The 19,216-nt window shown below is 51.9% G+C and carries 20 protein-coding genes and 1 riboswitch; of the genes, 5 read left to right on the top strand and 15 right to left on the bottom strand.

The features are described from left to right. The first annotated feature begins 21 nt into the window (after nucleotides 1–21). Together GON22_RS01720 and GON22_RS01715 are read left to right on the top strand one after the other, a co-directional pair. Nucleotides 22–330 (top strand): winged helix-turn-helix transcriptional regulator, encoded by a 309-nt coding sequence (locus GON22_RS01720; protein ID WP_272898759.1) that lies wholly within the window; start codon nucleotides 22–24, stop codon nucleotides 328–330. A gap of 102 nt (nucleotides 331–432) precedes the next feature. Then, the gene (locus tag GON22_RS01715) at nucleotides 433–624 is read left to right on the top strand and encodes a hypothetical protein (RefSeq protein WP_160394406.1); all 192 of its coding nucleotides are present in this window, start codon (nucleotides 433–435) and stop codon (nucleotides 622–624) included. 338 nt (nucleotides 625–962) lie between these two features. On the opposite strand, the gene GON22_RS01710 is transcribed toward GON22_RS01715, so the two are convergent. From GON22_RS01710 to GON22_RS01690, 5 genes are all read right to left on the bottom strand, one after another. Continuing rightward, a complete protein-coding gene (locus GON22_RS01710) occupies nucleotides 963–1,256 on the bottom strand; it encodes a YqkE family protein (RefSeq protein WP_160394405.1) in 294 nt (97 codons plus the stop codon). Nucleotides 1,257–1,287: 31 nt separating this feature from the next. Beyond that, nucleotides 1,288–1,635, bottom strand: coding sequence for an MmcQ/YjbR family DNA-binding protein (locus GON22_RS01705; protein WP_160394404.1), 348 nt, complete (start codon nucleotides 1,633–1,635; stop codon nucleotides 1,288–1,290). Between the two features lie 155 nt (nucleotides 1,636–1,790). Then, nucleotides 1,791–2,555 (bottom strand): succinate dehydrogenase iron-sulfur subunit, encoded by a 765-nt coding sequence (sdhB, locus tag GON22_RS01700; protein WP_006038947.1) that lies wholly within the window; start codon nucleotides 2,553–2,555, stop codon nucleotides 1,791–1,793. Between the two features lie 160 nt (nucleotides 2,556–2,715). Next, nucleotides 2,716–4,461 (bottom strand): succinate dehydrogenase flavoprotein subunit, encoded by a 1,746-nt coding sequence (gene sdhA / locus GON22_RS01695; protein ID WP_160394403.1) that lies wholly within the window; start codon nucleotides 4,459–4,461, stop codon nucleotides 2,716–2,718. Between the two features lie 32 nt (nucleotides 4,462–4,493). Beyond that, nucleotides 4,494–5,162, bottom strand: coding sequence for a succinate dehydrogenase cytochrome b558 subunit (locus tag GON22_RS01690; RefSeq protein ID WP_160394402.1), 669 nt, complete (start codon nucleotides 5,160–5,162; stop codon nucleotides 4,494–4,496). 229 nt (nucleotides 5,163–5,391) lie between these two features. Between GON22_RS01690 and GON22_RS01685 the strand changes: the two genes are divergently transcribed. Then, the gene (locus tag GON22_RS01685) at nucleotides 5,392–6,285 is read left to right on the top strand and encodes a LysR family transcriptional regulator (RefSeq protein ID WP_160394401.1); all 894 of its coding nucleotides are present in this window, start codon (nucleotides 5,392–5,394) and stop codon (nucleotides 6,283–6,285) included. A 203-nt stretch (nucleotides 6,286–6,488) separates the two neighbouring features. Here the strand turns inward: GON22_RS01685 and GON22_RS01680 are convergent, their stop codons facing one another. The 3 genes from GON22_RS01680 to GON22_RS01670 are packed head-to-tail and all read right to left on the bottom strand — an operon-like array spanning nucleotide 6,489 to nucleotide 9,755. Next, on the bottom strand, nucleotides 6,489–7,724 hold the full coding sequence (locus tag GON22_RS01680; RefSeq protein ID WP_160394400.1) for a cation:proton antiporter: 1,236 nt from the start codon (nucleotides 7,722–7,724) through the stop codon (nucleotides 6,489–6,491). A gap of 3 nt (nucleotides 7,725–7,727) precedes the next feature. Further along, a complete protein-coding gene (locus GON22_RS01675; RefSeq protein ID WP_160394399.1) occupies nucleotides 7,728–8,387 on the bottom strand; it encodes a potassium channel family protein in 660 nt (219 codons plus the stop codon). Nucleotides 8,388–8,414: 27 nt separating this feature from the next. Next, nucleotides 8,415–9,755 (bottom strand): TrkH family potassium uptake protein, encoded by a 1,341-nt coding sequence (locus tag GON22_RS01670; protein ID WP_160394398.1) that lies wholly within the window; start codon nucleotides 9,753–9,755, stop codon nucleotides 8,415–8,417. A gap of 87 nt (nucleotides 9,756–9,842) precedes the next feature. Then, nucleotides 9,843–10,047, bottom strand: a riboswitch (cyclic di-AMP (ydaO/yuaA leader). A 300-nt stretch (nucleotides 10,048–10,347) separates the two neighbouring features. Between GON22_RS01670 and GON22_RS01665 the strand changes: the two genes are divergently transcribed. Further along, nucleotides 10,348–11,988 carry a CPBP family intramembrane glutamic endopeptidase gene (locus GON22_RS01665; protein ID WP_160394397.1) on the top strand — a complete coding sequence of 547 codons (1,641 nt, stop codon included), beginning with the start codon at nucleotides 10,348–10,350 and terminating at the stop codon, nucleotides 11,986–11,988. 142 nt (nucleotides 11,989–12,130) lie between these two features. Here the strand turns inward: GON22_RS01665 and uvrC are convergent, their stop codons facing one another. Next, on the bottom strand, nucleotides 12,131–14,164 hold the full coding sequence (uvrC, locus tag GON22_RS01660; protein ID WP_160394396.1) for an excinuclease ABC subunit UvrC: 2,034 nt from the start codon (nucleotides 14,162–14,164) through the stop codon (nucleotides 12,131–12,133). Between the two features lie 178 nt (nucleotides 14,165–14,342). On the opposite strand from uvrC, the gene GON22_RS01655 reads away from it, so the two are divergent. Continuing rightward, the gene (locus tag GON22_RS01655) at nucleotides 14,343–14,501 is read left to right on the top strand and encodes a YqzM family protein (RefSeq protein ID WP_160394395.1); all 159 of its coding nucleotides are present in this window, start codon (nucleotides 14,343–14,345) and stop codon (nucleotides 14,499–14,501) included. Between the two features lie 125 nt (nucleotides 14,502–14,626). On the opposite strand, the gene GON22_RS01650 is transcribed toward GON22_RS01655, so the two are convergent. The 6 genes from GON22_RS01650 to GON22_RS25905 all read right to left on the bottom strand — a co-directional run. Next, nucleotides 14,627–14,869: a YezD family protein gene (locus GON22_RS01650; RefSeq protein WP_160394394.1), complete on the bottom strand. Its 243-nt coding sequence runs from the start codon at nucleotides 14,867–14,869 to the stop codon at nucleotides 14,627–14,629. Next, complete coding sequence (cysW, locus tag GON22_RS01645; RefSeq protein ID WP_160394393.1) at nucleotides 14,854–15,726, bottom strand: sulfate ABC transporter permease subunit CysW; 873 nt, start codon at nucleotides 15,724–15,726, stop codon at nucleotides 14,854–14,856. The genes GON22_RS01650 and cysW overlap by 16 nt, the downstream gene beginning before the upstream one ends. A 54-nt stretch (nucleotides 15,727–15,780) precedes the next feature. After that, nucleotides 15,781–16,614 carry a sulfate ABC transporter permease subunit CysT gene (gene cysT / locus GON22_RS01640; protein ID WP_160394392.1) on the bottom strand — a complete coding sequence of 278 codons (834 nt, stop codon included), beginning with the start codon at nucleotides 16,612–16,614 and terminating at the stop codon, nucleotides 15,781–15,783. A gap of 42 nt (nucleotides 16,615–16,656) precedes the next feature. Then, nucleotides 16,657–17,754: a sulfate ABC transporter substrate-binding protein gene (locus GON22_RS01635; RefSeq protein WP_160394391.1), complete on the bottom strand. Its 1,098-nt coding sequence runs from the start codon at nucleotides 17,752–17,754 to the stop codon at nucleotides 16,657–16,659. 249 nt (nucleotides 17,755–18,003) lie between these two features. Next, on the bottom strand, nucleotides 18,004–18,732 hold the full coding sequence (locus GON22_RS01630) for a YjgB family protein (protein ID WP_160394390.1): 729 nt from the start codon (nucleotides 18,730–18,732) through the stop codon (nucleotides 18,004–18,006). A gap of 276 nt (nucleotides 18,733–19,008) precedes the next feature. Further along, the coding region (locus tag GON22_RS25905) for a hypothetical protein (RefSeq protein ID WP_237178952.1) at nucleotides 19,009–19,216 on the bottom strand (208 nt) is incomplete at its 5' end.

Raw genomic sequence — 19,216 nt, 5'->3', positions numbered from 1 at the left:
TTAGATAAAGGGGTGATACGGTTGGATTACTCAAAAATGTGCCCGAGGTACGAAGCAGCAGCTGAGCTGCTCGGCAAAAAGTGGACAGGGCTCATCATTCGCGTACTGCTTGGAGGCCCGAAACGGTTCAAAGAAATTAAAGAGCAGATTCCTGAGATGAGCGACAAAATGCTGACCGACCGCATGAAGGAGCTTGAAGCGACAACTATCGTAAAACGGACGGTTTACCCTGAGATGCCTGTTCGTATCGAATATGAACTGACAGAAAGAGGGCATGACTTGGAGCCCGTTATCTCCTCCATTCAAAATTGGGGAGAGAAATGGATGTAGCCTTGCTTGGAACGAACGCTTGAATAACACAAAAAGGGTGTCCCTAAGCCACAACGGCTGGGGACACCCTTTTTGTGTTGTTTGTATGCTGTAGCGCCGGCGGTGAGTATACGGGTGGACTGCGGCGTTGTACGCCGTATTGAAGGTGGCGCCGCATGCGGTGCCGTCGGCAGCATGCAGTGCCATCGGCAGCATGCGATGCCGTCGGCAGCATGCGATGCCGTCGGCGGTACGCGGTTTGTTGGTTCATGCAGCAGCGTGCTCATTGCAGTTCGTACAATGGAATCAACTTGAACGCGGAAGTGAGAAGGCATCATTGCATATCGTGCAATGGGAACGCTGCTTATTATGTTTTGGGCACAACTTCGCTTCTCTGGACCACCTCCCACTGTATGAACTACAATGGGAACCTTCGGGACAGTCCATTCCTGCCTTCCCCATTGTACAAAATACAATGGCATCACAATTAGATCAAAAGGAAGGCTCCTATCTTAGCCGCGCCGGTCCCGCATCCTCCGGTGCATCATGCATCTGTACATATGAACTGAATGAAAAAGCTGTCCGAAAAGTCGTATAGGCATACTTTTCGGACAGCTATGCTTTTGTTGCCGGCAGGCATGCTCGTATCCTGCTTACTTGTGCTTGCGCCAATCCATCTTGCTATTGCCCAGCAAATATTCAAAATCGTTGTCCAGCCGCTTCTGCTCCGCTTTGCGCGCTTCCTCAGCCTGTACGCGCTCTGCTTCCTTCCGCTGCTCCTCAGCAGCTTTCAGCTGATCTTGCTGTTGCTTAAGCTTCTCGAGTACGTCACCTCCGAGCAAATCTTTCAACGTTGCCGGTTTATCCTTAGGCAGCTCATGCCCCTGCTGATAACCCTGTGCATGGCTGCGATTCGATGCGTTGTTGCTCTTTTGGCGTTTGGCCATTGGATTCCCCTCCTACATTCAGCTTTATAACCTAAGCTTCCACAGCAGCTCGCTGCGCTTTCGTTAAGCTTTTCACGACGAGCGTATACGAATGGTCAATCATATCCCATAGCTCGCCCTCCGTGAGCGACGAATGAAACTCGACGGTATTCCAATGCTTTTTGTTCAAATGATAGCCCGGCTTCACTGCTTCGTGCTGCTCACGCAGGTTTAAGGCAATGGCTGGATCACATTTTAAGGAAACCGAATTATCAGACAGCAACGCGAACATCTTCCCACCGACCTTGCATACGAGCGGCTCTGGCCCGAATGGGTACGTCTCCTCCGCTCCACGCTTGGAGAGGCAATAAGATTTTACGCTTAGGCTAGTAGCTCCCATCTCTAGCGAACCCCCCTTTAACATCTTGTATGAGCGTACCATACCGCTTGGAGAGCGTAAAGATGCCAAGGCTAGAGCGATATTCGCGCAAAAAGGAAAAGCAAAAACCGGCAGCGTCTTAAGCTGCCGGCCTCAGGCTACATGTAGGCGTGATGCTACATGCCGAGCCATTTTTTGAACAAATGCTTCGTCGTATCTTTGTTGATCGCTGCAATCGAAGTCGTCAGCGGAATGCCCTTCGGACATGCGCGTACGCAGTTTTGCGAGTTGCCGCAACCCTCGATGCCGCCATCTTCCATCAGTGCGTCCAGGCGCTCTTCCTTGTGCATTTCACCCGTAGGATGCGTGTTGAACAGGCGAGCCTGCGAAATCGCCGCCGGCCCAATGAAGCTGCTGCGGTCGTTTACGTTCGGACAAGACTCAAGGCAAACGCCGCAAGTCATGCACTTGGACAGTTCGTAAGCCCATTGGCGCTTCGTCTCCGCCATGCGTGGCCCCGGCCCGAGATCGTACGTACCGTCGATTGGAATCCATGCTTTCACGCGCTTCAGCGCGTTGAACATGCGCTCGCGGTTGATGACAAGGTCACGAACGACAGGGAACGTGCGCATTGGCTCCAGGCGGATCGGCTGCTCGAGCTTATCGATCAGCGCGCTGCACGCCTGGCGAGGCTTGCCGTTAATAACCATCGAGCACGCGCCGCATACTTCCTCCAGACAGTTCGATTCCCAGCAGACAGGCGCCGTGTCGGCTCCGTCTGTTTTTTTCGGATTACGCTGAATTTCCATCAGCGCGCTAATCACGTTCATATTGGAACGGTAAGGCACTTCGAATTCTTCCGTATACGGCGCCGAATCAGGGCCGTCCTGACGGGAGATAACGAGCTTCACCGTTTTGGCTGCAACAGTCGTTTCGGCCATCGGTTATCCCTCCTAAAGGTTTTGCGTGAATCAGATTACCGAATTTCGAGGTAACCCTATGGAGCAAAACCACATCGTAAGCATATGCTTAGGTTTGCTTGAATCCGTTCGCTCACTTCAGCATACGCTTGCTTAGGTTTTGCGTAAATCGTTCGCTCGATTACTTATTGCTCGAGTAGTCGCGTTTGCGCGGTGCGATCAGCGACGTATCGACTTCGTCGTACGAAATTTGCGGACCGTCTTTGGTCCATTTTGCAATCGTCGTCTTGAGGAAGTCATCGTCGTTACGGTCAGGGAACTCTGGCTTGTAATGTGCGCCGCGGCTCTCGTCACGCATCAATGCGCCAAGCGTCATCGCTTCCGCAAGCTCGAACATGTTCCACAGCTGGCGCGTGAAGGCTACGCCTGCGTTGTTCCAACGAGCCGTGTCGTTGATATTGATATTGTTGTAACGCTGCTTCAGCTCTTTGATCTTGGCGATCGTTTGCTCCAGGCGGTCATTGTAACGAACGACAGTCATGTTGTTCGTCATCCACTCGCCAAGCTCTTTATGAAGCACATACGCGTTTTCCGTACCGTTCATTTTGAGAATGCTCTCGTATTTCGCCGTTTGCTCATTTTTCGCACGGTCGAAGATCGAGGAAGCAACGTCCTCAGCCGATTTTTTCAAGCCTTTGATATACTCAACAGCTTTCGGTCCCGTAACCATGCCGCCATAAATGGCAGACAGAAGCGAGTTCGCACCCAGACGGTTCGCGCCATGGTATTGGTACTCACATTCGCCGCATGCGAACAAGCCCGGAACGTTCGTCATCTGGTTGTAGTCAACCCACATGCCGCCCATCGAGTAGTGCACAGCAGGGAAAATCTTCATCGGCAGCTTGCGTGGATCGTCGCCGACGAATTTCTCATAAATTTCGATGATGCCGCCGAGCTTAACGTCCAGCTCCTTCGGATCTTTATGCGACAGGTCGAGGTATACCATGTTCTCGCCGTTGATGCCGAGCTTTTGGTCGACGCATACGCTGAAAATCTCGCGAGTCGCGATATCACGCGGCACGAGGTTACCGTAAGCCGGGTATTTTTCCTCAAGGAAGTACCAAGGCTTGCCGTCTTTATAGGTCCAGATCCGTCCGCCTTCGCCGCGCGCCGATTCCGACATGAGCCGGTTTTTGTCGTCGCCTGGGATTGCAGTCGGGTGAATTTGAATCATTTCGCCGTTGGCATAGTTAACGCCCTGTTGATACACGGCACTCGCAGCCGTACCCGTATTGATAACCGAGTTCGTCGTTTTGCCGAAAATAATGCCAGGTCCGCCCGTTGCGAGAATAACCGCATCCGCGCGTACGGTGTGAACTTCCATCGTGCGCAGGTCCTGCGCCGACACGCCGCGGCATACACCGTCGTCGTCAAGCACAGCACCGAGGAATTCCCAGTGCTCATACTTCGTAACAAGGCCTGCCGTCTCCCAACGGCGAACTTGCTCGTCCAATGCGTACAGCAGCTGTTGGCCTGTTGTAGCGCCTGCGAACGCTGTACGGTGGTACTGCGTGCCGCCGAAGCGGCGGAAGTCGAGCAAGCCCTCTGGCGTACGGCTGAACATAACGCCCATCCGGTCCATCAAGTGGATGATGCCTGGCGCTGCGTCGCACATTGCTTTTACCGGCGGCTGGTTCGCTAGGAAGTCGCCCCCGTATACCGTATCGTCAAAGTGCTCCCATGGGGAGTCGCCTTCGCCCTTCGTATTAACCGCACCGTTAATGCCGCCCTGCGCACATACGGAGTGGGAACGTTTAACTGGAACGAGCGAGAACAGGTCAACATGAACGCCTGCCTCAGCTGCTTTAATCGTCGCCATAAGGCCGGCAAGGCCGCCGCCGATGACGATTACTTTATTTTTAGCCATAATCGAATGCTCTCCTTTCGGAAGTTCTGTTGCTAGCCTACCAATATTGAAGACGCTGCAGATGCTGCTTCTTTGAATTCATCGCCCGTGAAAGCAACGATCGACAGCAGGAAGAGTACGGAAATAATGACGAACAAGCCCATGCAGATCGCAGCCGAAATGCGCTGTGCGCGAGGGCCTACCGTAATGCCCCAGCTAATCAGGAATGCCCAGAAGCCATTGCTGAAGTGGAAGACAGCAGACAATACGCCGATGACGTACAGCACGAGGCTTACCGGATGCGTGAAGATGTCGTGCATATGCGCGCCCAGCTCTTCATGCGTCAAGTTGCCCATTGCTACTTGGAATCGCGTCTCATAGAGATGCCAGAAAATAAAGATGAACGTAATGACACCCGTTACGCGCTGCGCGACGAATGCCCAGTTACGGCCATAGCTGAATCGGCCAGCATTCATATTGGACTGATAAGCCATGTACAGGCCGTATACGCCGTGGAACAAGAGCGGAAGGAAAATCCCGAAGATCTCCAGGAAGTACACAAGCGGCAAGTCATTCAGAAACTTAACGCTGTCGTTAAACCCTTCCTTTCCACTTTCGAATGCGGAATAGTTCGTAATGGCATGCTCGATAATGAACAAGCCGAGCGGAACGACTCCCAACAGGGAATGAAGCTTCCGCCAATGGTACGAGTTTGCTTTCATAAGTAATGCGTTCTCCTTTCCAAACTTACCCGATTAGATTGCTTTGCCCAACAAAACATTTTACATTGTAAGCCCGAGCCCGTACAGCGCCAACAAAAGTCGACACAACTTAGCCACACTTTCCATCCTACTCCTTTTCCGCTTATAATGGAATTGCTTATTGTTGATAAATTCTTATAACTATTATGCATAAGACCATCCATTACCTATATAGAAAGGAGCTGCTGACATGCTTGAAGATATGCTAGCCTTCGCCGTTGTGGTCGAGCAATCGAGCATGAACAAGGCATCCGTCTTGCTAAATTTGTCACAACCCGCCTTATCCCGCCGGATTTCGAAGCTGGAAGAAGAGCTCGGCGTAGAGCTGTTTCGCCGCCTTGGCAAAAGGTTGGAGCTAACGAGAGTCGGCCAGTTGACTTACGAATACGCACTGGAGCTTCGCTCGCTTCATCAACGCTACCTGCATACCGTCTCCGGCTTCCGCAACGAGGGGCCGACGGAGGTTACGATTGGCGCAAGCCTAACAACGCTACAAACTACGCTGCCCGACTTTATCAAATCGTTAACCTCCAGCCATCCTGATCTGGACATCAAGGCCGTTACCGGCAAGACCCATGAAATCGTATCGCTCGTGCGCGAACGAAAGGTCGACTTCGGCATCGTTGCCTCTCGCATCCAAGACCCTCAGCTGCATTGCGTTCCGTTATTCGATGATCACCTTGTACTCGTCATGCCCCGCAATTTGTTCGTCTCGGATCGCGGCCCGATGTCGATCAGCGAACTGAATGGCTTTCCGATGATTTTGTTTACCAAAGGAACCTGGTACCGTACACTGACTGACGAAGTGTTCGACAAGTATAAGCTGGAGCCGGATGTACGCATGGAAATCGACTCCTTCGAAGCGATATTGCGCTTGTTGGTCACCTGCCGTTCCGCAACGCTGCTGCCCCGCTCCTATGTCCGCCAAGAATTGCTGGACGATAATGAATTAACCGTCGCGCCAATCCGCGAGCTGGAGCAAACCAAACGGACAACATCGCTCATCTACGCTTCCCCTTCAGGGCTTAGCCCAGCCGTTCGCTTATGGGTCGATAGCCTTGCGGCCGCCTACCCCCGTTTATAGATAGCGGCGGCTGGCCTCATGCTTGCCCATTCGCATGCGCCAATCATTACCCTCTACATGCGAGAAGTCGCGGCTGCACGAGAGCAGCCGCGACTTATTCGCCGTAGTCACTATGTAGTATGAACGAATTGCTTCAACAGTAATCGCCTGCGTTCACACATTTATACAAACCAAAGCGAACTTATTCTAATCCCGCCCCGTCCTTAAACCCGCTCCTCAACATCCATGCCTAGCTTACGTGCCAACCAGCCCGTCGTGCTTGCTTGCAGCATAATCGTCAGCATGATCGCCATGAAAGTGATCGACGCAATTACTTGAGCATGAGGAATGCCCATACCGACCAGCATGCCTGACAGAGCAGCCGGAATAACGCCCGTCTCCCGCACCCAAATCATAAATAGCATCTCTTTGAACGTCCACTTCGACTTGCGGTCTGGCAGCGCACATAAAAACACCGTTAACGGACGTGCGATGAAGATCATCACAAGAACGGCAATTAAAGCTTGCCATCCATAATCACCAAGCAGTTTAAAGTCTACTTGGCTGCCCAACAGGATAAAGATGAGCATGCGCATAATGATCGTCACGTTATCGGAGAAATGAACGAGTTCCTCCTGCTTCTCATCGAGTTTCAAGCGAAGCACATCAGGATTTCCCCAAATCAAGCCTGCGACGAATGCCGCCATAAAGCCGCTCACATGCAGCATATCCCCAATCAAATACGCGCCAATCGCCGTGCCGACCATGGCAATCGTCGTATAATCCCGGAAGAGCCCTAGGCGCAGATGGGCGACCAGGTAAACGACTGCAACGCCGAACACGATCCCTACAACGATGCCTCCGAGTGCCGTTTTTACAAAATCAAATGCCAATGGCCCTGCTTGAAGTGCGGACTCGCCGGTTACAGCAGCCAATAAAGCGAACGTAATAATCGAGCCTGTCGCATCATTGAAAGCCGATTCACTCTCAACCGTCTCCCTTACCTTCTTTCGGACTGTCACTTGGCGAAACACCGGAATAATCGATGCCGGATCGGTAGAGGCAATCACAGACGCTGCAAGCAGCGATGTGAGCCAATCCAAACCAAACACATAATGAACCGCCGCCCCAACGACGCCAACGGTAATCAATACGCCCGGCACGCTTAGCAATCCCACCGTCCAACCAACCTTCCGCAAGCCGGATAAACGGATATTACGCCCTCCATCGAACAGGATAAGTGTAGAACCCGCCGTAAGAATCAGCTGATTAAACAGCGTGCCAGCAGCCTCATCGATCCAATGCAGCCCTTGCCCCAGCAGCATGCCTGCGCCTATGAACAAGACAACGTCTGGCAATCGAAGCAGCGACGCCATTCGGCCGGATAACATGCCTGCTGCCGCTATAATAAGAAATAACGATAATATATGGCGAATATCAATTGCAGTAGCCGTCTCCATTAATTAACGGGCCACGCTTGCTTCAAATTTCTCGATCTGCTCGTTCGTGCCGATTACAACCATGATATCCTTCTCAGCCAGCTCTTCGCTTGCCGTGGGCGCAATAATAACGCCGCCCTTAGGCTTGTTAATGGCAACAATGCTGCATCCAAACTTCGCGCGCGTATTAATATCCTGCAATGTTTTGCCATTGAGGCAGCTAGGCACAGCCAACTCTGCAATCGTGTACTCTTTGGACAGCTCGATGTAATCGAGCAAGTTCGGGGATACAAGCTGATGGGCAACGCGAATGCCCATATCCCGCTCCGGATAGATGACGCGGTCAACGCCCAACTTCTCCAGCACACGCCCGTGAAGCTCGCTCAACGCCTTGGCCACAACCTTCTTCACACCGATATCCTTCAATTGGATCGTCGCGAGAATGCTTGCTTGGATATCGTCGCCGATCGCCACGACGCCACAATCAAAATTGCGGACGCCAAGCGCGCGAAGCGTTTCTTCATCCGTTGCATCTGCCGAGACGACATGCGTCAGCAGATGGCTCATATCATCGACGGTCTCCTCATTTTTATCAATGCCGAGCACTTCATATCCGAGCTGTACAAGCTCTTGTCCAAGACTGGAGCCGAAGCGGCCTAAGCCGATAATGACGAATTGTTTCATTTCTTTCTCTCCTACTCCTATAGTGGGTTAACCGATAATAATTTTGCCTTCCGGATGGCGGTACAGCTCTTTCTCAGCACGTGGCCCTAGCGCGTACGCAAGCGTAAGCGGCCCTAATCGGCCAGCAAACATGGTGAGGCTCAACACGATTTTGCCAAAATCGGTCAGTGTCGTCGTAATGCCCGTCGTTAATCCAACTGTGCCGAATGCTGAAGTCGTCTCAAACAGTATTCGCAAGAAATCGCGGTCTTCCGTTGTCGACAGCAGCATCGTAACGCCAATAACCAGAGCGAGCGACAAGAGCGTAATCGTCAATGCTTTGAAAATGCGCTCGCGCGCCAAACGGAAGCGGAACAGCACGATATCTTCCTTGCCTCGAATCATTGCGATTACGGCCCCAACTAGCGTCATGAATGTCGTCGTCTTAATGCCGCCGCCTGTGGAGCCCGGCGATGCACCGATAAACATAAGGATGACCATGAAGAAAATCGAAGCATGCCGCATCGCGCCAATGTCGATCGTGTTTGCTCCGGCTGTACGAGGGGTAACGGATTGGAACAGGGAAGCCCAAATTTTTCCGTCCCAGCCTAGCGATCCGAGCGTTTTCTGATTTGAAAATTCGAAAATGAAAATAACGATTGCGCCGACCGCAAGCAAAATGCCTGTCATCGTAAGAACGACTTTGGAATGGAGCGAGAGCCGCTTGTTCGTTCGATATTCAATAAGGTCCGACATAACGATAAAACCGAGCCCTCCGAGTATAATAAGCCCCATTGCTGTAAAATTGACGATCGGATCATTCACGTACATGGTCAAGCTCCGATATTCACCGAATAGGTCGAATCCCGCATTGTTAAACATCGAGATCGCGTGCCAGATGCCAAAATAAATGGCTTTGCCCATCGGCATATCGAAGGCAAATCGGGAAGCAAACAATACGGCTGCCGTCGCTTCAATGACGAGAGAATAAATAATGACTTTGCGAATAAGCCGAACGATGCCTTCCATGCTCGATTGGTTCATAGCCTCTTGAAGGATAAGCCGCTCCTTGAGCGAAATCCGTTTACGCAGCACGAGTGCGATTAGCGTTGCCATCGTCATGAAGCCTAATCCGCCAACCTGAATAAGCGCAATAATGACGATTTGGCCGAACACTGTAAAATCCAGTCCTGTGTCCACGACAACTAGGCCAGTCACGCAGGTCGCAGAAGTTGCCGTAAACAACGCATCGATAAATCGAAGCGAGTCGCCGCTCGTATTCGAAATCGGCAATGACAGCAGTACGGCGCCCAGCAAAATAATGAGCGCAAATCCGGTTACCAAAATGCGCGGCGGAGACCACTTAAACCATTTTTTCTTTTTGTCCATTACACGTTCCTCTCCTTGATCCAACGAAGCGGAACCCGCCGCAAGGCATAGAAAAAAAGACATTGGAAACCCAATGCCGTCTGCGATGAGTTCTGTCCATGCAGCCTACGAGGTTAGCTGTCGGATTCGGGCTGGATAGATCGCCCTATCTGCGGCTTAGACTTGATGTCTGCGCAGAATTCACCCCGAATTGCCGAGAATGACCGAACATGTTTCTGATTCGTTATCATTGATTAAGACGGCAACTATATGGTTCCCCCGTTTTCCATTGGAAATTCGGCTGTTGAATATGCGGTTATTGTCGACTGACGTTAACGATTATATAGCGAAATGGTTCCTATATCCAACTGGCGAATCGAACGGATTGCGGCGCTATTGAACGAAAAACAGCCAAATCCTCCGAAGAAGCTTGTCCGTAGCGGGACGCTGGCCGTTATTTTACGTGATTGCATCCATTATCGCGTATTTTGAGTGCACTTCTGCTGATTAAGGACAAGACAGACATTGACGGGACGCCAAACACATATGCTACTGTAGAAGGAAAGCAAACAAGCTAACGGCGCCGCTACACTCAGCGTTCAAGGAGGAACTCATGACCGAAACCCCATTATTGCCGCAGCGCATCCCCCGTATTCTAACGATACTGGGAGTCATTGGCCTGCTATTATTTGGCTTGCTACAGCTATCGCCCATCTTTACAGCCTCTTCGCCTGAGGATGCGGATATTCAAGGAAATGGCGGCGTAATTACGCGGGTAGTGGCTGGGAAGAAGGCAATTGCCTTAGCGGATGAGAGGTTCGGCGGGGCTGCTGATGCGCCGCATACCGTTCATCAATCGGATAGCTTGTTATATGGCTATTTGTCCAAAGAAAACAAACTTCTGGACTTTGCGCACACGTACGATTCCCGTTTTCCGACCGATACATTTCAGTCCCAATTGCATACGAAATACGGCGAGTTATTTGTATACACGCATATGGAATCAGGCCGTATCGTCGGATGGCGGCTGTTCCCAATTGGCGATGACCGTACAAAATCATCTGCCCGTTATGTCTCCGAATGGACAAAGCTGCAATTTGCCCGCAAGGCCGCGATCGCCGAAGGATTCCGCAGCACGGACCTGCGCGATAGCCAAGTTAACGGCGAGATCGTCACATTTCAGCCTAAGGGCTATAAGATCGGTGATGCACAGCTGATGCTCCGCATATCCGTTATGGCTACAGATCAATCAGGCGCTTTAAGAGCAACCAGCTATCATGCAGCTTTCGAAGCGCCACGAGGCTATATTGCTGATGTAGAGAGACAAGATAAGCTGGCTGCCTCGCTTTCCTTGTTCGGCAGCTTGCTCATGAATGCCTTGTTATTCTTATTTGCCATTATTATGGCGATACGCACGAGGCGGAGCACGTCATTCCGGCGTGGTTTGTTGCTTGCGGGGCTATTCCTTCTCTTCTATGTAGCGAATAATTACAGCATGGCGGACGGCATTCGCGCTTCCTATGGCGAGCGCCCGAATGCCGATACACTCACTGTCGCTGGCTTATTGTTCTCTAACCTATTCACGGGGCTGATGGCGGTCTCCGTTTGGTTCTCCCTCATCGGTGGGGACGGAATCTGGCGGCGGGATGGACGGCGCCTATGGTCACGTTATGGGGAGCCGGGTTACGGCGACCATGTTTGGCGGGCGATGAAGTTATCCTACCCGCTGGCATTGGTTATGCTCGGCGCCCAATCCATTTTATTGTATAGCCTTGACCGTTCGATCGGCTCTTGGTCCACAACAAGCGTCGAATCATCGCCTTACAATCTGGCGATTCCGTTGCTGTACCCGCTGCTTGCTTGGTGCGCAGCTATTTCAGAAGAAGCGATATACCGGCTATTCGGCATCGCCTGGTTTACGAAGGTGTTCCGCAATAAGTTCGTGGGCTGCCTAATTCCAACGATCATCTGGGCGCTTGGGCATGTCACATATCCCGTATATCCGGCATACAGCCGCCTAATTGAGTTAACAATCGTTGGCCTTCTGTTCTGCTGGCTGTTCCTGCGATATGGTTTTGTCACTGCCGTCTTAACGCATGCTATCCTTGATACGATCCTTATGGCGTTCGATCTCATTACGTTGGGGACCGTAGTGAATTGGCTCGCTGCGCTCTTCTACTTGGCACTGCCTGTCGGCATCGCGTGGGCGCTGCGGAAGATGGCCAATCGCGGCAGAAATGCCGATACGGCTTGAGTCGATTGGCTTGGCTGCCCTATTCGCACAGATTGCCCGTTCACGGGTGGATAGGGTATTTGTCGAAGGTGGATAGACCCCAAAAAGCAAAATAGGCGCTGCAGGATCAATCCCTGTAGCGCTTATTATTCATTTCCGTCATCTATTCGCCAGCTTCGCCCACTGCTGTCTCCGGAACCGCCGCCGTCTCCTCATCCTCCCGCAATGCGGCAAGGATCTGCTCCGCCAGCTTCTCGCCGATCGACAACGGCTTGAAGTCCTCCACCGAGGCTTCCCGAATCTTCTTCAACGAGCCAAAATGCTTCAACAGCGCCTTGCGCCGCTTCTCCCCTATCCCAGGAATCGCATCCAGCTGCGATGCGACCATCGACTTGCCGCGCTGTTCACGATGGAAAGTGATCGCGAAGCGATGCACTTCATCTTGAATACGCTGAAGCAAATAGAACTCTTGGCTGTCGCGCGGCAGGGGAACGACCTCAGGTGGATCGCCCGTCATCAGCTGCGCCGTCTTATGCTTCGCATCCTTTACGAGGCCGCATACGGGAATCTGCAGCCCCAGCTCATTGCGCAGTACATCGAGCGCGACGGCAATTTGGCCTTTGCCGCCATCGACGACAATTAGGTCCGGCTGCTCCAGCCCTTCCTTAAGCACCCGCTCATACCGTCTGCGCACGACCTCACGCATCGTTTCATAATCATCGGCTCCGACGACTGTACGCACCTTGTATTTACGGTATTCCTTCCGCTCCGGCTTGCCATCGATGAATACGACCATTGCCGACACCGGATTTGTGCCCTGAATATTCGAGTTATCGAACGCTTCAATGCGGCGAACCGATTCCAGCCCAAGCCATCCAGCAAGCGATTCCGAAGCTTTCACGCTGCGCTCCTCATCACGCTCGATGAGCCGAAACTTCTCATCCAATGCCACTTTGGCATTGTTGCAAGCCATCTCCACGACCTCACGCTTCCGCGCGCGGCGCGGGACGAATACTTTGACCTTCAGCCATTTCTGGAGCGATTCCCGCACATCATCGGCACGTGAACCAGCAGGCGCATCCTCATCGGATTCCGCCACTGCTTGCTCATCAGGCGCAACGCCCTCACTTGAGAGCGAAACTTCACCAGTTCGTTCCGGCTGCATCGATACAGAATCACCTTCGGTTTCTTCTGCCAGCTCTCCCGCCTGCCCATCAGCAGGCTCCTCCGGCGGCTCCGGCAGCAAAATCTCGCGCGGCAGTGCGGGATTATCGCTATAATACTGGGCAACGAAGGTGACAAAATCGTCGTAAGCCTCGCCATAGTACGGGAACGACGACGAGCGGCGTTCTACCATTTTGCCCGCCCGCATGTACAGGATCTGCACGCACATCCAGCCCTTATCGATCGCGTAACCGAATACGTCCCGATCAACCGCGTCGGACATCGTTATTTTCTGCTTCTCCACAATCGCTTCAATCGCAATGATCTGGTCGCGATATTCTTTCGCCCGCTCGAATTCCAGTGACTCCGCCGCTTCGCCCATTTTACGCTGAAGCTCCGATTTCACCTCGTCCTGCCCGCCGTTAAGAAACTTCGTAATATCCTGCACCATTCGATCATAATCAGCTTGTTCCACATCATATTCACAAGGCGCGATACACTGGCCAATATGATAATAGAGGCACACTTTGTCCGGCAGTGTGTTGCATTTGCGAAGCGGATACAGCCGATCTAGCAGCTTCTTCGTCTGCTGGGCTGCGAATGCGTTCGGATACGGCCCAAAATACTTCGCTTTATCCTTCAGGACCCGCCTTGTAACCTCTAGCTTCGGATGGCGTTCGTTTGTGATTTTGATATATGGAAACGTCTTGTCGTCCTTCAACAGTACGTTATAACGCGGATGATATTGCTTGATCAGGTTACACTCCAAGATGAGCGCTTCCATGTTGCTGCCCGTTACGATATATTCAAGGTCGCGGATTTCAGAAACAAGCCGCTGTGTCTTCCCATTATGCGATCCGTTAAAATATGACCGAACCCGGTTTTTCAGCACCTTCGCCTTGCCTACATAAATAATCGTGCCTTCGCCGTTCTTCATTAAATAGCAGCCCGGCGCATCCGGCAGCAGCGCCAGCTTGCCTCGGATAAGCTCCGCGGCGGCATCCCGTTCACTTGCCTGTCCCCGCCGTTCCATCGATCTACCTCCAATGGTCGAAATATATGCATGAATTACGGCGCGATGCGCCATCCTTACTATTGTAGCATACGTAAGGCCAAAGGTTTGTCCGGATTTCACTTTACAATTGTTTACGGTGTTGGGTATACTACAGTATATATGTACTTACGGTTACGTACGAGGGGGATATTGAGTCATGAACAACTCGCAGTACACAGTGGAAGATCCGCGCGCGCATCTTAACGAAGAACCACGCGATGATTTGCAGGATGTTATGTTCGGTTTCGGCGGGATGCTGGGCTTTATGACCATCGTATTCGCAGCAATGGTTATTATCAAGTTTGTTCAATCCTAAGGGATGTTAGAAGGTTTCGCTCGGCGCATGCCGGTGCGGAGCCTTTTTTCATAACGGCATTTTTCCACAAAAAAAACCGGCGAGACGCATTCGTCCCACCGGAATTAATTACATCAGCAACAATGCTAGCCGTTAGCGACTTTCCCAGCCGCTTTCAATGGCGCATTCGCACTCTTCAACTGCTCCGCTCCTGCCTTCGCTGCCGGCACTACGCCCGCGGAAGGGTCGAACCTTTTACGCTCTGTCCGGTCGATCTGGACGATTCTCCCATCATGCACCGTAATGACGACGGAACCATACTCCATGCCTTCTAGTTGATCGGCGATGCGATCCTGCCACCATTCATTGAGCTCTACTTGCTTTCCCATTTCGATCCCCTCCACTCGACAAATTTCTTCGCGGCCAATGTGACCAGCGCTAGCATAACCAACAATGAAGCTACAGCAAACGAAGCCGAAAACTGGTACTCGTTATACAAAATCTCGATATGCAGCGGCAGCGTGTTCGTCTCGCCACGGATATGGCCGGATACGACCGATACCGCGCCGAACTCTCCCATTGCCCTCGCGTTGCACAAAATGATGCCGTACAGCAATCCCCACTTGATGTTGGGCAGCGTGACGTGCCAGAACATTTTCCAGCCGCGCGCTCCCAAGCTTACCGCTGCTTCCTCCTCTTGGACGCCTTGCGCTTCCATGAGCGGGATCAACTCTCTTGCAACGAATGGGAAGGTAACGAATACCGTAGCCAAGACGATGCCCGGCAGCGCGAAAATAATTTGAATCCCGCGATCATCCAGCCATGGCCCGAGCAAACCTTGCGCACCGAACATCAGCACATAGATGAGGCCCGAGATGACAGGCGATACCGCAAAAGGCAAATCGATCAGCGTGATGAGGACGTTGCGCCCCCTGAACTTAAACTTCGTAATCGCCCATGCCGCTACGACGCCAAACACCGTGTTTAGCGGGATTGCAATAAGCGATACAAGCAAAGTAAGCTTCAAGGCCGACAATGCATCCGCATCGCGGAGGGATGCGGTGTACACATCCCAGCCCTTTTTGAGCCCTTCAATAAAGACCGTAATAAGCGGCAATAGCACAACAAGTGCGAGAAATCCGAGTGCAACGGTGATGAGTACAGCACGTACCCAACCTGATTCATTAATGTGGCGCGGCCTGACGGCGGCTTTCTCCGACAGGTGCGCGGTAACTGCGCCAGCCATGTAAATCCCCCCTGATCTAACCTAACTTGCAATGCTTCTGCCAATTCCATCCTCTTATGCAGAGGTCGTGCGGCGGCTAATGCGGGCTTGCAGGAAATTGATAATGAGCAGCGCGATGAACGAAACGACCAGCATAACTAACGCGATCGCCGTAGCGCCCGCATAATCGTACTGCTCTAGCTTCGTCATAATGAGCAGCGGAGCAATTTCCGTCTTCATCGGCATGTTGCCGGAGATGAAGACAACCGAGCCGTATTCGCCAATCCCGCGAGCAAAAGCAAGCGCAAAGCCAGTCAGCAATGCAGGGGCTATCTCTGGAAAAATAATGCGCCGGAACGTTCTCCAGCGGTAAGCGCCGAGCATGACCGCCGCTTCCTCCGTATCCTTCTCGAGATCCTGCAAAATCGGCTGCACCGTACGCACGACGAACGGCAGCCCGATGAATACGAGTGCGATCGTTATGCCAAGCGGCGTGAACGCTACCTTCAGGCCAAGCGGCTCCAGCTTGGAGCCAATCCAGCCATTCGGCGCGTAAATCGTCGTCAGCGCGATGCCGGCTACCGCGGTAGGCAATGCAAACGGCAGGTCAACCAGGCTGTCGACAAGCGACTTCCCGGGGAACCGATACCGTACAAGCACCCAAGCGACGAGCAAGCCGAACACCGCATTAATGCCAGCTGCCGCTAGTGCAGTCAGGAAGCTCACCTTGTAAGCGGCGATGACACGTGCGTTCCATATTGTGTGCACGAAATCCGTCCAGCCCATGCCGGCGGTTTTAATAAACACGCCGGCAAGCGGGATGAGGACGATGACGCACAAGTAGAAGATGGTGTAGCCGAGTGACAATCCGAACCCCGGAAGTGCCCGTCGGTTAGCGGAACCTTTCATGTGAAGTCAGCTCCTTAAGCATTCGCAATCATGAATGTATGATTAAGATCCTGGAACGTAGATTTTATCGAAGATGCCGCCGTCAGCGAAATGCTTCGTTTGCGCTTCTTTCCAACCGCCGAAGTCTTTGTCGATCGTCAGCAGCTCAAGTGGCTTGAACTGGTCCTTGAACTCGTCAGCTACGGATTGCAGTGTTGGGCGATAGTAGTTTTGGGCAGCAATGCGTTGGCCTTCTTCGGAGTACAGGTATTTCAGGTAACCTTCTGCCACTTCACGCGTTCCGCGATCATCAGCTACTTTATCAACGACAGCGACTGGCGGTTCAGCCAAAATGCTGAGCGATGGGTAGACGATTTCGAACTTATCTTTGCCAAGCTCGTTAACCGACAGGTACGCTTCGTTCTCCCAAGCGAGCAGGACGTCGCCGATGCCGCGTTCGACGAATGTCGTCGTGGAGCCGCGTGCGCCAGAATCGAGCACCGGTACGTTTTTGAACAGCTTAGCTACAAAATCTTGCGCTTTCGCTTCGTCATTGCCATTCTGCTTCAGTGCATAGCCCCAAGCAGCGAGGTAGTTCCAGCGTGCGCCGCCCGATGTTTTCGGATTCGGTGTAATGACTTGCACGCCGTCCTTCACCAGATCGTTCCAGTCCTTGATGCCCTTTGGGTTGCCTTTGCGAACGAGGAAGACGATCGTCGACGTGTATGGCGAGCTGTTCAGCTCGAATTTACTTTGCCATCCTTCATTAATGAGGCCTTTTTCTTGAATCGCATCAATATCGTAGCCGAGTGCGAGCGTTACAACGTCTGCCTTGAGCCCATCAATTACCGCACGGCTTTGTTTGCCGGAGCCGCCATGCGACTGCTTGATCGTAACCTCTTGGTTTTTCTCTTTCTTCCAATATGCTGCGAATGCTTTGTTATAAGCTTCATAAAGTTCACGGGTTGGATCGTAAGATACGTTAAGCAATTCTACCGGCTTGAGAGGCTCCTTAGCTGCCTCCGTCGTTGTTGTTGGCTCCTTCGTGTCGGCTGCCGCAGGATCGCTCTTCGTTTCTTTTTCTTTGGAAGAGCAAGCTGTCAGCACCACCGAGAGAGCTAGCAATACGGTAAACCATTTGATCGTTTTAGACTTTTTCATTTCCTTACACCCCTTATCCAATTTCGAATTTGTTTAATTCCTATCTGTTTAGTAGGTTATGGGAAAATAATAGCAGGCACTCGTTCGAGTTGTCAACGAATATTTTCAACAAATCTTATATGGATAATAAGAATTGCTTATAGTGACTGTTCAATCCATTCCCAGCCGTCATCGGAAAATGCCAAAAAACCCGCGTCCCATATGGGATGCGGGCTTTAATATGCGTAATCTATTGGAGCAGCAAAACCGTTAGCCTTCGCCCATCGCTTTCGCGGCTTTTGGGGAGAAAAGGTTAATATGATCCAAGGTTGGATCGTTGGACTTGCCTGGCGTATAGACAAATTTAAGTTCATACGAACTTATTTTATAGACCATAATACGTTGCTTGCCTGTAGTGCGAACTGTCGTTGGCTTACCTAGCGCAGCCTTCACGTCAGACACCTTCAGCAGTACACCGTCTTTAATCGGGTCAAGCGCCGTTCCAAAAATCCGTATTTCTTTCACAACATCGCCTCGGCCGACGCCAAAGGCAATCGTTCCCTTCATCATCCCAGGCGAGTAGAAATCATAGCCGCCTTCCGATTTGTTGGGCTCGCCCCAAGCTTTGTGCACCTCGTCGATCAATGTTTTGCCGACGATAAAGTCACCTGCATTCACCATTTTGCCAGACTTCGCGAGCTTGTAAATTCGCTCCACATATTGCTTGCGAAGCTGCGAATCCTCCGACTCCTGCGTTGGCGCTGGCGCTGGCTTCGTCGCTTTTACAGGCTGCGTTGTTACATTCGGGGTCGGGGCCGGGCTATGTGAGGTCTTATCCCCGGTACTCAGCTGTTGCGTGTCCGTCAAAGGATCAGGCGAAGTAGGCTGGAGCGTACCGTTAGGCGTTGAATTAGAGCCGCAGGCTGAAAGCATAACGGTAAACGCAATAATCGTGATCATCATGGCGCTGCGTTTGTTTCTTTGAAGCAATCGGTTCATACTGATCATCTCCTTGCAGTCATCGAACTGTCATTGCTGCCTTCCTTATTATTGACGAGATGACCTGTTTTCTTGTTGCAGAATAGTTAAATACCAATGCTTACCTATATGTGCCAGCCGCACACATTGTAGATAGGGCAGTTTTCCCTGCCCTATCCCACGCATTCGCTCGTTTCACCGCCGATAGGGCAGGTTTTCCTGCCCTATCCCACACATTTGCTCGTTTACCCACCGATAGGGCAGGCTTTTCTGCCCTATTCCGCCCATTTGCTCGTTTCACCGCCGATAGGGCAGGTTTTCCTGCCCTATCCCGCCCATTTGCTCGTTTACCCACCGATAGGGCAGGTTTTCCGAGGTCACTGAAAAAGTCCAACTCTTAGAAAAGGTACAGCCCTTCAAAAAAGTTGAAGAGGCTATGCCTTTTTTGCCGTATAATTGAGTCATTACAAAAAAGTAGGTGAGCGGATGATCCGGCAACAGCAAA

Origin of the sequence: Paenibacillus sp. MMS18-CY102 (assembly GCF_009789195.1) — a bacterium.
Classification (GTDB): Bacteria; Bacillota; Bacilli; order Paenibacillales; family Paenibacillaceae; genus Paenibacillus_T.
The sequence above is the reverse complement of the archived record's forward strand: the minus strand, read 5'-3'. Positions and strand labels throughout refer to the sequence as shown.

What these genes read in the sequence shown, in the direction of transcription:
- sdhB (WP_006038947.1), bottom strand. Translation starts at nt 2,555, where the DNA reads ATGGCCGAAACGACTGTTGCAGCCAAAACGGTGAAGCTCGTTATCTCC.
- cysT (WP_160394392.1), bottom strand. Translation starts at nt 16,614, where the DNA reads ATGAAAGGTTCCGCTAACCGACGGGCACTTCCGGGGTTCGGATTGTCA.
- sdhA (WP_160394403.1), bottom strand. Translation starts at nt 4,461, where the DNA reads ATGGCTAAAAATAAAGTAATCGTCATCGGCGGCGGCCTTGCCGGCCTT.
- GON22_RS01630 (WP_160394390.1), bottom strand. Translation starts at nt 18,732, where the DNA reads ATGAACCGATTGCTTCAAAGAAACAAACGCAGCGCCATGATGATCACG.
- cysW (WP_160394393.1), bottom strand. Translation starts at nt 15,726, where the DNA reads ATGGCTGGCGCAGTTACCGCGCACCTGTCGGAGAAAGCCGCCGTCAGG.
- GON22_RS01665 (WP_160394397.1), top strand. Translation starts at nt 10,348, where the DNA reads ATGACCGAAACCCCATTATTGCCGCAGCGCATCCCCCGTATTCTAACG.
- uvrC (WP_160394396.1), bottom strand. Translation starts at nt 14,164, where the DNA reads ATGGAACGGCGGGGACAGGCAAGTGAACGGGATGCCGCCGCGGAGCTT.
- GON22_RS01685 (WP_160394401.1), top strand. Translation starts at nt 5,392, where the DNA reads ATGCTTGAAGATATGCTAGCCTTCGCCGTTGTGGTCGAGCAATCGAGC.
- GON22_RS01650 (WP_160394394.1), bottom strand. Translation starts at nt 14,869, where the DNA reads ATGGGAAAGCAAGTAGAGCTCAATGAATGGTGGCAGGATCGCATCGCC.
- GON22_RS01675 (WP_160394399.1), bottom strand. Translation starts at nt 8,387, where the DNA reads ATGAAACAATTCGTCATTATCGGCTTAGGCCGCTTCGGCTCCAGTCTT.
- GON22_RS01655 (WP_160394395.1), top strand. Translation starts at nt 14,343, where the DNA reads ATGAACAACTCGCAGTACACAGTGGAAGATCCGCGCGCGCATCTTAAC.
- GON22_RS01670 (WP_160394398.1), bottom strand. Translation starts at nt 9,755, where the DNA reads ATGGACAAAAAGAAAAAATGGTTTAAGTGGTCTCCGCCGCGCATTTTG.
- GON22_RS01710 (WP_160394405.1), bottom strand. Translation starts at nt 1,256, where the DNA reads ATGGCCAAACGCCAAAAGAGCAACAACGCATCGAATCGCAGCCATGCA.
- GON22_RS01705 (WP_160394404.1), bottom strand. Translation starts at nt 1,635, where the DNA reads ATGGGAGCTACTAGCCTAAGCGTAAAATCTTATTGCCTCTCCAAGCGT.
- GON22_RS01690 (WP_160394402.1), bottom strand. Translation starts at nt 5,162, where the DNA reads ATGAAAGCAAACTCGTACCATTGGCGGAAGCTTCATTCCCTGTTGGGA.
- GON22_RS01635 (WP_160394391.1), bottom strand. Translation starts at nt 17,754, where the DNA reads ATGAAAAAGTCTAAAACGATCAAATGGTTTACCGTATTGCTAGCTCTC.
- GON22_RS01680 (WP_160394400.1), bottom strand. Translation starts at nt 7,724, where the DNA reads ATGGAGACGGCTACTGCAATTGATATTCGCCATATATTATCGTTATTT.